The following is a 14,850-nucleotide window of genomic DNA, read 5'->3' as shown; positions in this document are numbered from 1 at the left end:
CGAAGCGTGCCGGAACACGCGTCGCCACTCACGTGGGGATCAGGTCCAGACGGTGTCGATGTCGACGCCTTCGCGGGCAGGCGGGGTGGGTGCGCCGGCAGGGGTGCGGGAGAACCGCGGCGCCGGGGCGTGCTGGGTGACGCCGTCGAGGTCGATCAACGACCCGCGGGCGGCGATGTGCTCGTTGGACGGCGCCTCCGCGAACGTCAGCACGGGAGACACGCAGGCGTCGGTGCCGAGGAAGATGGCCGCCCATTCGTCGCGGGTCTTCGACAGGAACTTCTCGGCGAAGACCTTCTTCATCTGCGGCCACGCCGAGACGTCCATCTGCTGCGGCAGTTCGGCGGGGTCGAGTTCGAGGCCCTGCAACAGCAGGGCGTAGAACTGCGGCTCGATCGAGCCGACGGCCATGTACTTGCCGTCGGACGTCTCGTAGGTGTCGTAGAACGGCGCGCCGGTGTCGAGCAGGTTGACGCCGCGCTCGTCGGACCAGACGCCGCGACCGCGGAACGCCCACATCATGTGCGACAGGGCGAGTGCGCCGTCGACCATCGCCGCATCCACGACCTGGCCCTTGCCGGACGACTGGCGTTCGACCAGCGCCGACAGGATCCCGAAGATCAGGAACATCGAACCGCCGCCGAAGTCGCCGACCATGTTCAGCGGGGGCACGGGACGTTCACCCTTGCGGCCGATGGCGTGCAGGACACCGGTCAGCGAGATGTAGTTGATGTCGTGCCCGGCGGCGCTGGCCAGCGGACCCTCCTGCCCCCAGCCCGTCATCCGTCCGTACACGAGCCGCTCGTTGCGCCTGAGGCAGACGTCGGGGCCCAGGCCCATGCGCTCGGTGACCCCGGGGCGGAAGCCCTCGATCACGACGTCCGCGCGCTCGATCAGGCCGAGGACCTTCTCGACCTGCTCAGGGTCCTTCAGGTTGGCCTCGACGACGCGACGACCGCGCTGGATCTGGTCGTACGGGCCGTCCGGCGGAATCACTCCGGGACGCTGGACGCACACCACGTCGGCGCCGAGATCGGCCAGGAGGGCGGCGGCGTGCGGGCCCGGTCCGAGGCCTGCGAATTCGACGACGCGAATGCCCGCGAGGGGGCCCTTCTTCTCTGTAACTGGAGCAGACACGCGAGTTCCTCATTCCGGTGCGAGACAACCTGTCGAATCGACGTTAACTTGCGGGTGCCCGGCCGTGTGCCCCGGGTCACCGGAGCCGCCCCCGGGTGACCCCGCGCTCTTGCCTGCCTGCGGGTCCGCGGGGCACAGTTGATTCATGAGTCTTCAGGGTGAGCTCGTGAGTTTCGTGGCCAGCACCGATCTGGACGTCTCGGAGATGTTCTACGTGGAGACCCTGGGGCTGACTCTCGTCTCACGGGACGAGTTCGCGTTGGCCCTCGATTGCAACGGCTCCCTGCTCCGGGTCACGCTGGTGCAGGCGAAGGCCGACACCGGGTACACCGTGCTGGGGTGGAAGGTCGCCGACCTGAACAAGGTCGTCGAATCACTGCGCAGCAAGGGCATCGAGTTCACCGAGTACCCGGGGATGGATCAGGACGAGCATGCGGCCTGGCGTGCCCCGGACGGCATCCGCGTAGCGTGGTTCCGGGATCCGCACGACAACGTGCTGTCGCTCTTCGAGGATCCGAACTGACCGGCGTCAGGGGCGGGCCGCACCGCGGCCGGCGAGTAGTGCCTCGGTAGCGTCCCACAAGCGCGCGGCGAGTTCGGCGTCACGTGCGTCCTTGCTCGGGTGAACAACCTTGCAACCCTTGACGTATTCGCCGGTGAACTTGCCGCTCTCCGTCGCGGTGGCGGTCCAGACCACCGTTTCCGCAGCCTTCGCGACGTCGGCCCTGAACGGGGTCAGGAGCGTCCCCACCACCTGGTGGCCGAAAAGCAGACCCCGCCCGAGGGAGGTGCCGCGGACGAAGCCGGGGTCGGCGCAATTGACGACCAGCCTCGCGGGATCGGACCGGCGCGCCAACTCCCGCGTGAACAGGGTCAGGGCGAGTGTGGAGTTGTTGTACGCACGCTGGCCGTGGAACGTGTCCTTCGTGCCGTCGAGGTCGTCGAAGTCGAGGTGCCCGCCCCGATGTCCCGACGAGCTGACGTCCACGATGCGTGCCGGATGCCGGTACCCGGCGGCGTCGGCAGTCGACGCCGCAGCCATCGCCGGAGCCAGCGACGTCGCCAGCACGAACGGCGCGAGGTAGTTCACGGCGAACATCTCTTCGATGCCGTCGACCGTCAGCTGACGACGCCCCACGGCGATGCCGGCGTTGTTCACCAGCACGTCGATCCGCGGGAACCGGTGCAGCAGTTCCTCGGACAGCTTGCGGGCCCGATCGAGCGAGGACAGGTCGGCGAGCGCCGAATTCAGCCGGTCGCGATCGGCGCTCTCGGACAGTTCGGCGATCACCGCGTCGATCCTGTCCTGGTCCCGGTCGACCAGGACGACGGTGGCCCCGCGGCGTGCGATTTGGCGGCAGGTCTCCAGGCCGAGCCCCGAGGTGGCACCGGTGACCACCATGGTGCGGCCTGCGAGATCGTTCGACTCGGTCATTCTCGCCTCCCGAATGCAGGTCTTTACGAGAGTAGGGCAACCGGGAGGGACGCACCGTGGAACGAACCGACGGCGCGGCCACGGGTGAGGCCGTTACGTATGCGGCTCGCCGCGGGTTCGGCCTAGCGTCGGTGTTCGTACCCCAGCCAGGCGCGTCGACGCTCGCCGAGCGGATCGTTCTCCACCCGGCTCGTGTCGTCGATGATGAGCGTCTCCCGGCGCTCCGGCGAGTACCGGGGCCATCCGGGTGCCGGGGTCCCGTGCCGGGCGAAGTGCAGCCAGTGCGACTGGACGGTGTCGGTGACGGCCCGCAGCCCGCGGCGGCCCCCGAGCGCGGTGAGCAGCCGCGCCCACGGCCCGGTCAATCCGAACACCGCGTACATCTCCGTGGCGTGGGTGGCGCCCAGCCCGAGGACACGGAGTAGCCGGGGTGCGAAGTCGTACCGGTAGCTGTAGGTCGGTGCGATGGTCGTGTGGCCCTGTGCGCACAGGACGGACGGTTCCCAGAACGTCACGTCGCCGCCGAGGTCCGCTGCCGCACGCCGACCGGGATAGCCGGGGTAGGCGGCGATGGCCCGTTCCTTCACCGACGCGTCCACGTGCGAGAACATCTTGTCGATCCGGGTGGGATCGGTGGGCAGGATGTTCAGGAACCGGGGAAAGACCCTGCCCTCGTGGCGGTTCGTGCCGATGATCAGCGGCACCGGGTGTCCGGAACCGGAAGCGAAACAGTCGAGCGGATGCGTGGGAAGGAAGAAGCCGTCGACGACGGGCGCGAACGCGCGGGTTCCCGGTTCCTCGTCGGCGCCCCGGTGCGCCAGTGTCGTCCCCGCCTCGACGAAGTCGGCCGGGTCGGCGGTCTCGAGCCACGTCGCGGCGTCGGCGAGCGGGACCCCGGCGATCTCGAGGAATTCGCGCGACCACCGCGCGGCCCGCTCGGGGTGATACGCGGACGCCACCGGAGGGCTTTCCGCGATGGCGCGTGCGAACAGTCCTTTCGCGGCGGGGGTGGTCATCAGTGTGGTGACGGCGTTGGCGCCCGCGGATTCGCCGAAGACGGTGACGTTGTCGGGGTCGCCGCCGAACTCGGCGATGTTGCGTTGCACCCATTCGAGTGCGGCCACCTGGTCGCGGAGTCCGAGGTTGGAATCGAAAGGCCGTTCGGGGGTGGAGAATTGGGTGAAATCGAGGTATCCGAGCGAGCCGAGGCGGTAGTTGATCGACACATACACGATGTCGCCGCGGCGGACCAGCGACTCACCGCTGTAGAGCGACGAGGACGAGGACCCGCCGGAGTAGGCGCCGCCGTGGATGAAGACCATCACGGGTCGTAGCGATCCGGATGCGGACCCGAGTGCGAGCACGTTCAGGGTGAGACAGTCCTCGTCGGTCCCACCACCCTGCGGTGCCGGGGACCCGAAGTGGAAGGCCCGCCGGACCCCCGACCAGGGCTCGACCGGTTGCGGGGCCCGTAACCGCAGAGGCCCGACCGGGGGAGCGGCGTAGGGGATACCCCGCCAGGCAGTCAGGTCGTCGTCGATCCGGCGCCCTCCGACGGCGCCGGCATCGGTGTGGACCTCGAGAGCGTTCACAGGCCCTGCCCGTAGTAGCCCCGGTACCCCTCCCAGGCCAGCCTGCGCTCCCGGCGCGGATCGTCCTGGACGGTGGTGACGGTGTCGAACACGAGTGTTGCCCTCCTGTCGGTGTCGTACTTCGGCCATGACGCCAACGGTGTTCCCTGCGAGGCGAAGCGCAGCCAGTGCCGCTGCACGGTGTCCGTCACGTCCTTCAGTCCGCGACGACCGCCCGGTAGGGTGAGGCCGCGGCCGATCAGGGTGTCGGCGATGTCGAACACCGCGAACAGCTCGAATCCGTGTGTGGCGTCCAGTCCGAGCCATTTCATGGCGCGCGGAGCGAAGTCGAAACGGTAGCTGAAGGTGGGGGCGAACGCGGAGTGGGCCTCGGCCAATTCGATCGACGGCCTCCAGAACGTCAGATCGCCGCCCAGGTCGACGGCCGCGTCCGGCGCCGGGTAGCCGGGATACGCGGCGGTGACGCGGGCCTCGGCGCCCGGGTCGGTGAGGGCGAACATCCGCCCGATCCGGTCGGGGTCGGTCGGCAGCGCATCCAGGAGTTTCGGGAACAGGGTGCCCTCACGGGCGTTGGTGCCGATGATCAGCGGAACCCGGTGCGCCGAGCCGTCGGCGAACGCGTCGAGCGGCGGCTTCGGCAGGAAGTCGCCGTCGATCACGGGGCCGAATGGGTGCAGTCCCGGCGTCTCCGACAGCACCCTCGCGCCGAGACGATTTCCGGCCCGGCCCAATGCGCCGACCGGTGACGAGGTGAGCGCCTCCGCGGCGGTGTCGGGTTCGGCCCCGAGCAGCGTCACGTAGTCGGATGCCCACCGGGCGGCGCGGTCGGCGGTGGTGACGAGGCCGGGGGCGGAACTCTCCGAGATCGCCCGTGCGAAAAGGCCTTTCGCAGCGGGTGTGGTCATCAGTGTGGTGACGGCGTTGGCGCCCGCGGATTCGCCGAAGACGGTGACATTGTCGGGGTCGCCGCCGAATTCGGCGATGTTGCGTTGCACCCATTCGAGTGCGGCCACCTGGTCGCGGAGTCCGAGGTTGGAATCGAAAGGCCGTTCGGGGGTGGAGAATTGGGTTAAGTCGAGGTATCCGAGCGAGCCGAGGCGGTAGTTGATCGACACATACACGATGTCGCCGCGGCGGACCAGCGACTGGCCGCCGTAGAGCGCGGTGGCCGACATGCCCAGCGTGTACGCGCCGCCGTGGATGAACACCATCACCGGACGCGTCCCGGACGTGCCGGGCGTGGCCAGCACGTTGAGCGTCAGGCAGTTCTCGCTACTCGGCTGATACTTGCCCGGCCGGAGTGCGGTGAATTTCTTGTGCTGCACGGCGGCGTCGCCGAATTCGGTGGCGTCGAGTTCACCGGACCACGGCGTGACGGGCTGGGGTGCGCGCAACCGCAGCGGCCCGACCGGGGGAGCCGCGTAGGGAATTCCCCGCCACGCGACCAGGTCGCCGACGCGCCGGCCACGGACCACCCCTGCGGTCGTCCTCACCAGCGTGTCGGTCGTGAGAGTGTCAGACGCCATGTCGGAAACTATACGGAGACCGCCTGAGCTTGTTATTTAACCTGGTTGGGTTTCACTTTTTGGCTCCGTGATGTCGATTTTCGTGCGTTTCCCGACGTGATGGTGCTGGGCGGGGCGACGGTTCCTCGAGCCGGGTGGGCGTCCGGGACCGGGTCGACTGGGTTTCGGTGCACTGGCAGGATTGGGCATGGTCGCGCGGATGCGCGGAAACCCTCGACGGACGCGGGCCGGCGTCAACCGTCGCGGTGGGGCGGGTCGTTCCCACGGACGGCGTAGGTCTTCGGCGAGCGGCCGGGCGAGCCGGAGTTGGGTGTGCGCAACCAGGACGATCCAGGTCCATCGGTCGGCCGCCTCGGGGTTGCGGATCTTCGGGGCGGTCCAGCCCAACGTCTGCTTGAACAACCGGAACGTGTGCTCGATATCGAAGCGCCGCAGAAACATCTGCCACAATCGGTCGATATCGGCGGTGCCCGCACCCGGATGTGAGCACCAGAGCCACACCGGTTTGGGATGCCGGTCGCCGGGCAGGTGATCGACCGTCAGCCGGATCACCGTGCCTTCGACGATCGGCGGCGGTCCCGGGTGGTCGGCCCACGATCCACGGTGAGTGATCCTCGGGTGCAACCGATTCCAAGCCGCAGTGACGGCTGTTCCGTAGCGGTCGGTGTCGGTATCGGTGTTGCTGTCGGGTTCGGGCCAGGTCTGGGGGTCGGCGAATTTGAATTCGGCACCGTGCCGGGGTGGGCGCCCGGTTCGACCCGGCGGCGGCGCGGGGAAGTGCAGCACCCGATCCGAACGCATCCGACCCAACACCTGAACCGGTAGATCGGCGAGTAGGAACGCCATCCGTGCCAGTTCGTACCCGGCATCGAAGACGAGCACGATGTCCGGGTCGCCGTCTCTCCAGTGCCCGGCCGATTGCAATCGCCCGACTACTTCACGGACTTGTGCCGTGGTGACCGTAGTTTCGTCGTCGTCGGGCCGCAGGCGCACCGCATCGAGTACCGCCGTCCACGACGTGCGGCCCACCTCCAACGCGGCGACGAAGGAATACGGCCACCCGGGGATCAACTGTGCTTGATTCTTACCGCGACCGTAGACGTGACAGAACGCTCGCTGGGAGCTGGTTGGCGCATCCGGGCGCAGCCACGGGCTGATATCGATGGCCAGGACGATCCGGCCATCGCTGCTTCGCGGCAGGGGAAGTGCTCCGACTGCGCGTCGCAGTCGACCGATATCTACTCGGCCGCAGTTTAATCCGTCGTACAAGGCGCCGTGACCGCGCCTATGCTCAGGGGTCAGCGACAAGTCGACCAGTGTGGTGACCGGGTCCCCGGAACACAGCAGCGCATCGGTCAGCTCGAACACCGCATCGCTGCGCGCCGACAAACACCGGTAGAACTCTTCGCGGAACGACACCAGCTCGACCCCGTCATCCGCGCACGACCCTTCCCCGACCACCTGCGTGTAGGGCACACTGACACTCACGGCCACCGCTTGCCTTTGTCTCGAAAGTTCTGTGAGAGGAACCTCAAGATGATCAGGCGGTGGTCGCCCCATGCCGCGGCGACACGCCGAACAACATCATCACCAACTGCCCCACGCGATGGCCGAGGTTAAACGACAAGCTGAGGGGGCGTTCACCTCCGCCGACGGTGTTCCGTTCGGCTCAGCGCCGCGCCTCCAGCAGCCGCAGCCACACCTCGCTCACGGTCGGGTACGACGGGACCGCATGCCACAGCGTGTCGAGCGGCACCTTCCCGACCAGCGCGATGGTGGCGGCATGGATGAGTTCGCCGACGTCCGTGCCCGCGAACGTCGCTCCGATCAGGGTGTCGGTAGCCCGGTCGACCACGAGCTTGGCGTGACCGCTGAAATCGTCGCGGGCCAGTGACGAGCCGGCGACGGCGATGTCGACCTCGACGGTCTCGACGTCCACCCCGGCGTCACGCGCCTGCTGCTCGGTGATCCCGACGGCCGAGACCTCGGGATCGGCGAACACCACCTGGGGAACCTGGCCGTGGTCGGCGGTCGCCCGGAATCGGGCCCCCTCCAGAGCCCTGCCCTCGGCGCGGGCGGCGATCACGTCGCCGCAGACACGGCCCTGGTACTTGCCCATGTGGGTGAGCAACGCGCGGCCGTTGGCGTCGCCGACGGCGTACAACCATTCGTCCGCCGTCGTCAGATGGTCGTCGGTGGTGAGGTATCCGTGCGAGTTCAGCAGTCGCGTGTCGAGGCCGAGCGCCGACGTCGCCGGAGTGCGCCCGGTCGCGACGACGACCTCGTCGACGACGAGCGGATCCTGTCCCGCCACGTCCAGAGTCACCGGACCGCCGTGCATTCGGCCGATCCCCGTGTCCCGGGCGTCGGGCCGCTCGACGCCGCGAAGGTCCGCGCCGAACAGGATTTGCGCACCCTTCTTCTCCAGCGAGCGGGCCACCCGCTCACCGGCGAACGGCTCGTTCTTCGGGAGCAGTGCCCGGCCGCGCACCACCATCGTCAGTTCCTCGACACCGAGGTCCAGCAGCCACGTCGCGCTCTCACATGCCACGACGCCGCCGCCGATCACGGCGACCCGGCGCGGAACTTCTCTCAGGTTGGTGGCGTCCCGCGAGATCCACGGCAACGCTGCCCGAAGGCCGGGGGTGTCGGGGACCGCGGCGGTGGTCCCGGTGGCGACCACGACGGCGTGCCGGGCGCGCAGCTCGCGGGAATCGCCGACCCTCACCGTGCGGTCCCCGGTGATGCGTGCTGATCCGCGGATGACGTCGATCCCCTGCGAGTCGGCCCACATCACCTGCGACGAGTCGTCGTGGTTGCTGGTGAACGAGTCGCGTCGCGCCAGCACGGCGTCCACGTCGAGCGGACCGGCCGACACCCCGGGCATGTTGCGCGCGGCCCCGAGGACCTCACCCGGACGCAGCAACGCCTTGCTGGGCATGCACGCCCAGTAGGAGCATTCCCCACCGACGAGTTCGTGTTCGATCAGCGCCGCGGTGCGGTCGCTGCCCGCGATGGCGTAACTCGCCGCGTTCTCACCCGCGGGACCGCCTCCGATCACGATGACATCGAACTCTTCCGCGCCGCTCCCAGAGTCAGTCATACCTGTAACGGTAAGCCGGTCGGTGCTGGATGTCAGAGGTTCCGACGGGCCTCTCGCGTTGTTACCCGCGGGTAGATAGTGTGGCGGAATGAGACGGCAGAAGATTCTGATCACCGGGGCCAGCTCGGGACTCGGCGAGGAGATGGCTCGTCGGTTCGCGGCCCAGGGACGAGACCTCGCGCTGTGCGCACGACGCGTCGACCGGCTCGAGTCCGTGCGCGACGAGTTGCAGGCGGCGCATCCCGGGATCACCGTCGCCGTCCGGGAACTCGACGTCACCGACCACGACGCGGTGGTCCGGGTCTTCGGCGAACTGCGCGACGAGCTGGGCGGACTCGACCGCGTCGTCGTCAACGCGGGACTCGGCAAGGGGGCCCGGATCGGAACCGGCCGGGCCGACGCCAATCTCGCCACCGCCCGCACCAACTTCGTCGGCGCCCTGTCGCAGTGCGAGGCGGCGCTCGGGATCTTCCGCGAACAGAACTCCGGACACCTGGTGCTCGTGTCCTCGATCAGTGCCGATCGGGGTCTGCCCGGCCCGAAGGCGGCGTACTCGGCGAGCAAGGCGGGAGTGTCGGCCCTCGGCGAGGCGCTGACCGCGGAACTGGCGAAGAGTCCGATCATGGTGACCACGCTGCTCCCCGGGTATATCGCCACCGACATGTCGGGCAGGGCCGGGGACAGTGCCAAGATGACGGCCAGCCTCGACGACGGCGTCGATGCGATGGTCGCGGCCATCGAGAAGGAGACGAACCGCGCTGCGCTGCCGGGAATCAAATGGCGAGGAATCGACCTCGCGTTGAGGTTCCTTCCTCATGCGTGGACATCTCGGTTCGTGTAGGACTGACCTATGACGACCGCCCAGGAATCCTCGTCCCTCGGCCTGCAGCGTTCGAGGCCCCGTGTCGTCATCGTCGGGGGAGGGTTCGGCGGGATCCACGCTGCCCGGCGGCTCCGCGACGTCGACGTGGACGTCACCCTGCTGGACCGGGGAACCAGCCACCTCTTCCAGCCGCTGCTCTACCAATGCGCGACGGGGTTGCTCTCCGAAGGGGAGATCAGCAGCCCGCTGCGGCACCTGCTGCGCGGCAACCGCAACGTGCACGTCGCCCTCGGGGAGGCGCACGCGGTCGATGCCGTCAGCAGGGTCCTGACCGCCAGTCGCTTCGACGGATCCACGTTCGACCTTCCCTACGACTACCTGATCGTCGCGGCGGGAATGCGTCAGGCATACCACGGGCACGACGAGTACATCCAGTGGGCGCCGGGGATGAAGACCCTCGACGACGCGCTCGCCATTCGCCGAAAGCTGATCTCCGCCTTCGAGATGGCCGAATCGCTGCCCACCGCGGAGGAGCGCAGGCCGTGGCTGACCTTCGCCGTCGCAGGCGGCGGACCCACCGGAGTCGAACTGGCAGGCCAGATCCGGGAACTCGCCGTGCACGCCCTCGCCCACGAGTTCCAGTCGATCGACCCCTGCGAAGCCCGGGTGCTGCTGTTCCACGGCGGCGACCGTGTTCTGCAGTCGTTCAACCGGAAACTGTCCGCGGCGGCGCAGAGGACCCTCGACAAGGTCGGCGTCGAAACGCATCTCGGTGTCCACGTCACCGACGTCTGCGAGACCAGCATCGAGACGACGGCCAAGAACGCGGCCCGCACCAAGAAGCGCTACGGGGCTCGCACGATCCTCTGGACCGCGGGCGTCGAGGCCGTGCCGTTCGCGGGAGCTCTCGCGAATGCGCTGGGCGTGAAGCAGATTCAGGGCGGACGCATCGCCGTCGAACCCGATCTCACCGTGCCCGGACACCCGAACGTCTGGGTGATCGGCGACTTGATGTCGCTGAACGAGCTTCCCGGTGTCGCCGAGGTCGCGATGCAGGGTGGCAGGCACGTCGGTGGATGCATCGCCCGCACGGTCGCGGGGGGAACGCCCGACCGCAAACCCTTCAAATACCGCGACCTGGGGAGCGCAGCCTACATCGCCCGCAGGCACGCGCTGCTCCAGGCCGGCCCGATCCGGATGTCCGGGTTCATGGGCTGGGTGTCGTGGGGTGTCATCCACATCGCGTTCCTCGCCGGGTACCGGAACCGGTGCGGCACCCTGCTCAACTGGGGCGTCACGCTGGCGTCGCGGACGCGCCGGGAGCGGGCGATCACCTACGGCGATCCGCAGTCGGCGCGTCAGCCCTACGCCGAACCCGCTTCCGAGTCCTGACGTCACCAGCTCCGTGCGTCGAGATCGTGGCGGGCGAGGACGTTCGCCGCTCGCTCCCGGAGCGCGGCGTGGTCCGGACTGTCCAGCGACTCGAGCGCGAGGGTGTAGCTGCCGCCGAATCGGCTGAGATAGGCGGAGAGCCGGGTGCGGCTGGTCACGACACCCGGATGCACGGCTCGGGTGGCGATACCGGTGGCGCGGTGACCGCCGATCGAGACGAGCGCCTCGGGTAGCGGTCCGATGTTGGAACACAGCACGTCCCGTTCGCCGGGGTTGCCCGTGAGGGCATGCGCCACCCGGTCGGGGACCAGTTGCAGCATCTCCTCCGGGAACCCGGCCGGACTCGTCATCGCGGGCGCGGAGAACGCCGCGCGGCTCGCCGCCCGCACGTCCGCGACGGTGTCCTGCGGGCCGACGTCCACCTCGACCATGGCGACGGAGTTCGCGGTACCCCACGAGGTGGCCGCGTCCCGCAGGTCCATCGGCACACTGATCGTGAGCGGCCGGGATTCGCCGTCCCGCCGCGCCAACTCGGCCACCACGGCCAGGAACAGGCTGTTCGGGGTTCCGCCCGCCCGCTCCGCGGCGGCGTCCCACCGTTCGGCGCCCACGTCCAGCACCGCCGACACAGGTGAGTGGCAATGTGTGCCGGGCGACGCTTTGCCACTCACGTGCAAGAAGCGGCGGAGTTCCGCGCGCCGGGTCCCGCTCACCACGAGGCCGGCGACCGCACGCGCGGTTCCCTCCGTCACGCGGCGGGCGAGCCGGGTGGCGTCCCACAGGTCGGCGACAGCGCCGTCCGCACCGTCCGGAGTCGACGGGGGCAGGCCCTGCAGCGCCGCGGCGATGGCTGCCGCCAGTCCGCGCGCATCCGCGAGCACGTGCGAACACACCAGCGACAGCACCGTGCCCCCGTCAGCGGGTCGTGCGCACGCCAGACGCCAGCCGGGACCCCGCTCGGGGTCGACCGACAACGAGCCCTGCTCGTCCGCCCACGCAAGGACCGTCCCGGCCTCGATCTCCGCGTATTCGACGGGGACGGCGCCGGTACTCGGCTCGAACCGGGGCCGCGCGCCGGGAATTCGCGGACGCACCACGCGCCGGCCGAGCGGTCCGCGGGCGAAGTCTGCGCTCAGGGAATCGAGGGTCGAGGCATTCACGTGCCCGTCGGTACGCCATAGTCCCTGCATCACGATCGGCGTTCCCCACCCCCGATGGGTGCGCAGGAACATCTCGTCGACGACGCTCAATCGGGCGCTCACCAGCGAAGTGTACGACCGGTCGTGGTGAACCGCGGACGCCGACCTCTGGACAGCCGGCGCATACTGGAAGTGCAGCGCTGCACAGACCGCACACGGAGAACACCATGGTTAGCGTCGAGAAATGGAGGGTGTGGGGTTCCGTCGTGGAAGTCGACGTCACCGAAGGTGCCGCCCTTCCCGAGGCCGCAGCGCTGATCGCGGCCGTCATCGACGAGGCCGAATCGGTCTGCGACATCCACCGCGGCGACGCCGAGATCCACGCCGTCAACCTCTCGCAGGGCGCGCCGGTGAAGGTCAGCCGGCGGATGTCCGCACTGCTGCGTTCGGCGCTCTGGGCCGCCCGGATGACCGACGGGGTCGTGAACCCGCTCGCCACCGAATCGCCCGACGAGGACCTGATCCCCACCGTGCACCCGGAACCGAGCTTCCTCGACGTCCAGATCGACGACGACGTCGTGTTCGCGCCGTGGGGCGCCTCGTTCGACATCACCGACACCGCCAAGGCCGACACGGTGGACCGGGCGGCGGAACTGGTCGCCCGCCAACTCGAGTGCGGGGCCGCCGTGCGTATCGGCGACGTCATCGCGACGGCCGGGCACTGTCCCGCCGGCGGCTGGCAGATTCCGGTGCCCGGCGACGGCGAGGTCGAACTGGTGAACGGGACTGCGATGGCGACGGCGTTCGCGCCCCCGGCTGCCGAACCGCCCACCGCCACCGAGTGGGAGACGGTGACGGTGATCGCCGACGACGCACTCTGGGCGTACGCGGCCAGCGTCGCTGCCCTCGCCCGCGGTATCGGTGCGATCCGCTGGATCGAACAGCACGAATTGCGCGCCCGGCTGGTGGACCGGTCGGGCCGGGTCTACACCACCGAGAGCTGGTAAATCAGGCCCGTCCGCGCTGACGGCGGTACCAGCGCACCAGGCTGTCCGTCGACGAATCGCTTTGCGCGGCCGGTTCTTCCGCCGCGGTGAGCACCGGTTGCAACTCGACGGCCTGCGTCTTGCCGAGCTCGACACCCCACTGGTCGAACGAGTCGATGCCCCAGACGACGCCCTCGACGAACACCTGGTGCTCGTACAGTGCGATCAGCTGTCCGATCACCGACGGGGTGAGCTTGGGCGCGAGGATCGTGGTGGACGGGCGGTTGCCGGGCATGACCTTGTGCGGCACCAGATGTTCGGGCGTTCCCTCGGCCGCGATCTCCTCGGCCGTCTTGCCGAACGCCAGGACCTTCGTCTGGGCGAAGAAGTTGCTCATCAGCAGGTCGTGCATGCTGCCGGTGCCGTCCGCGGTGGGCAGGTCGTCCGTCGGTTCGCCGAAACCGATGAAATCGGAGGGGACGAGCCGGGTGCCCTGGTGCAGGAGCTGGTAGAAGGCGTGCTGCCCGTTGGTGCCGGGTTCGCCCCAGAAGATCTCACCGGTGGACGTGGGGACGGGGGAGCCGTCGGCGCGCACCGACTTGCCGTTCGATTCCATCGTCAACTGCTGAAGATAGGCCGCGAACCGTACGAGGTCGTTGGAATAGGGCAGCACGGCACGGGATTCGGCGCCGAAGAAGTTCGAGTACCAGAGTCCGATCAGGCCGAGTAGGACCGGTGCGTTCTCCTCGAGCGGCGCCGTGCGGAAGTGTTCGTCCACGGCGTGGAAGCCGGCGAGGAACTCCGCGAACCGCTCCTTGCCGATCGCCGCCATCACCGACAGCCCGATGGCGGAATCGACCGAGTACCGGCCACCCACCCAATCCCAGAATCCGAACATGTTGGCCGTGTCGATACCGAACTCCGCCACCCGATCCGCGTGCGTCGAGACGGCGACGAAATGCTTTGCGACCGCTTCGTTTCCGAGGCCGAGACCGCCGAGCAGCCAGCGTCGCGCGGCGGTGGCGTTGGTGAGCGTCTCGAGCGTCGAGAACGTCTTGGACGCCACGATGAACAGCGTGGTAGCCGGGTCGAGGCCCTGCAGGCTGCGCACCAGGTCGGCGGGGTCGACGTTGGAGATGAACCGGACGCTGATGCCGGCGTCGGCGTAGTGCCGCAGCGCGCGGTACACCATCACCGGACCCAGATCCGATCCGCCGATGCCGATGTTGACGACGGTCTTGATTCTCTCGCCCGTCGCGCCGCGCCATTCACCGGAGCGCACACGATCCGTGAAGTCGCCCATGCGGTCGAGGACGTCGTGGACGTCGGCCACGACGTCCTGCCCGTCGACGACGAGAGACGCGTCGGCGGGCAGCCTCAGCGCGGTGTGGAGGACGGCGCGGTCCTCGGAAGTGTTGATGTGCTCGCCCGCGAACATCGCGTCCCGGCGTGCCTCCAGGTCGGCGCTGCGCGCCAGTTCGAGGAGCAACCCGATGGTGTCGCGGTCGATGCGGTGCTTGCTGTAGTCGATGTACAGGTCGCCCGCCGAGACGGTGAGTTCCTGCCCGCGTGCCGGGTCCTTCTCGAAGAGTTCTCGAAGATGGACGGACTGAATTTGAGCGTGATGATCACGCAATTTCTGCCAGGCAGCGGTTCCGGTGATGTCTGAGCTCACGAGATTTGAGCTTAATGCCCGCGCGTCGAAACTTCCGTGCGA

At 68.7% G+C, this 14,850-nt stretch carries 12 protein-coding genes; 4 read left to right on the top strand and 8 right to left on the bottom strand.

All coding sequences use genetic code 11. From position 1 onward, the window contains the following. Positions 1–39: 39 nt before the first annotated feature. Positions 40–1,137: a CaiB/BaiF CoA transferase family protein gene (locus GO592_RS21970; protein WP_172650185.1), complete on the bottom strand. Its 1,098-nt coding sequence runs from the start codon at positions 1,135–1,137 to the stop codon at positions 40–42. Between the two features lie 145 nt (positions 1,138–1,282). Here GO592_RS21970 and GO592_RS21965 point away from each other — a divergent pair, with 145 nt between their 5' ends. Next, on the top strand, positions 1,283–1,660 hold the full coding sequence (locus GO592_RS21965; protein ID WP_005260002.1) for a VOC family protein: 378 nt from the start codon (positions 1,283–1,285) through the stop codon (positions 1,658–1,660). A gap of 6 nt (positions 1,661–1,666) precedes the next feature. Here GO592_RS21965 and GO592_RS21960 read toward each other — a convergent pair whose 3' ends face one another. The 5 genes from GO592_RS21960 to GO592_RS21940 form a co-directional block, all read right to left on the bottom strand. After that, entirely contained in the window at positions 1,667–2,572 is a 906-nt protein-coding gene (locus GO592_RS21960; RefSeq protein ID WP_172650186.1) for an SDR family NAD(P)-dependent oxidoreductase, read from the bottom strand. Between the two features lie 122 nt (positions 2,573–2,694). Next, positions 2,695–4,164, bottom strand: a complete 1,470-nt coding sequence (locus GO592_RS21955; RefSeq protein ID WP_202714962.1) for a carboxylesterase/lipase family protein — start codon at positions 4,162–4,164, stop codon at positions 2,695–2,697. Continuing rightward, on the bottom strand, positions 4,161–5,690 hold the full coding sequence (locus tag GO592_RS21950) for a carboxylesterase/lipase family protein (RefSeq protein ID WP_202714961.1): 1,530 nt from the start codon (positions 5,688–5,690) through the stop codon (positions 4,161–4,163). The genes GO592_RS21955 and GO592_RS21950 overlap by 4 nt, the downstream gene beginning before the upstream one ends. Before the next feature lie 36 nt (positions 5,691–5,726). After that, on the bottom strand, positions 5,727–7,178 hold the full coding sequence (locus GO592_RS21945; RefSeq protein ID WP_237737149.1) for an NF041680 family putative transposase: 1,452 nt from the start codon (positions 7,176–7,178) through the stop codon (positions 5,727–5,729). 181 nt (positions 7,179–7,359) lie between these two features. After that, positions 7,360–8,793: a dihydrolipoyl dehydrogenase family protein gene (locus GO592_RS21940; RefSeq protein WP_007301150.1), complete on the bottom strand. Its 1,434-nt coding sequence runs from the start codon at positions 8,791–8,793 to the stop codon at positions 7,360–7,362. Between the two features lie 88 nt (positions 8,794–8,881). On the opposite strand from GO592_RS21940, the gene GO592_RS21935 reads away from it, so the two are divergent. Both GO592_RS21935 and GO592_RS21930 read left to right on the top strand, forming a co-directional pair. Beyond that, entirely contained in the window at positions 8,882–9,634 is a 753-nt protein-coding gene (locus GO592_RS21935) for an SDR family oxidoreductase (protein WP_007301151.1), read from the top strand. Positions 9,635–9,643: 9 nt separating this feature from the next. Beyond that, the gene (locus GO592_RS21930) at positions 9,644–11,008 is read left to right on the top strand and encodes an NAD(P)/FAD-dependent oxidoreductase (RefSeq protein ID WP_007301152.1); all 1,365 of its coding nucleotides are present in this window, start codon (positions 9,644–9,646) and stop codon (positions 11,006–11,008) included. A 2-nt stretch (positions 11,009–11,010) separates the two neighbouring features. Here GO592_RS21930 and GO592_RS21925 read toward each other — a convergent pair whose 3' ends face one another. Continuing rightward, positions 11,011–12,270, bottom strand: coding sequence for a hypothetical protein (locus tag GO592_RS21925; protein ID WP_007301153.1), 1,260 nt, complete (start codon positions 12,268–12,270; stop codon positions 11,011–11,013). 104 nt (positions 12,271–12,374) lie between these two features. Here GO592_RS21925 and GO592_RS21920 point away from each other — a divergent pair, with 104 nt between their 5' ends. Continuing rightward, a complete protein-coding gene (locus GO592_RS21920; RefSeq protein ID WP_039952975.1) occupies positions 12,375–13,154 on the top strand; it encodes an FAD:protein FMN transferase in 780 nt (259 codons plus the stop codon). A gap of 1 nt (position 13,155) precedes the next feature. Here GO592_RS21920 and pgi read toward each other — a convergent pair whose 3' ends face one another. Further along, positions 13,156–14,808, bottom strand: a complete 1,653-nt coding sequence (gene pgi / locus GO592_RS21915; protein WP_007301155.1) for a glucose-6-phosphate isomerase — start codon at positions 14,806–14,808, stop codon at positions 13,156–13,158. Between the last annotated feature and the right edge of the window lie 42 nt (positions 14,809–14,850).

Source organism: Rhodococcus sp. 21391 (assembly GCF_016772255.1).
In the GTDB taxonomy this organism is placed as follows: Bacteria; Actinomycetota; Actinomycetes; order Mycobacteriales; family Mycobacteriaceae; genus Rhodococcus_F; species Rhodococcus_F opacus.
This window is presented reverse-complemented; position numbering and strand designations above follow the sequence as displayed.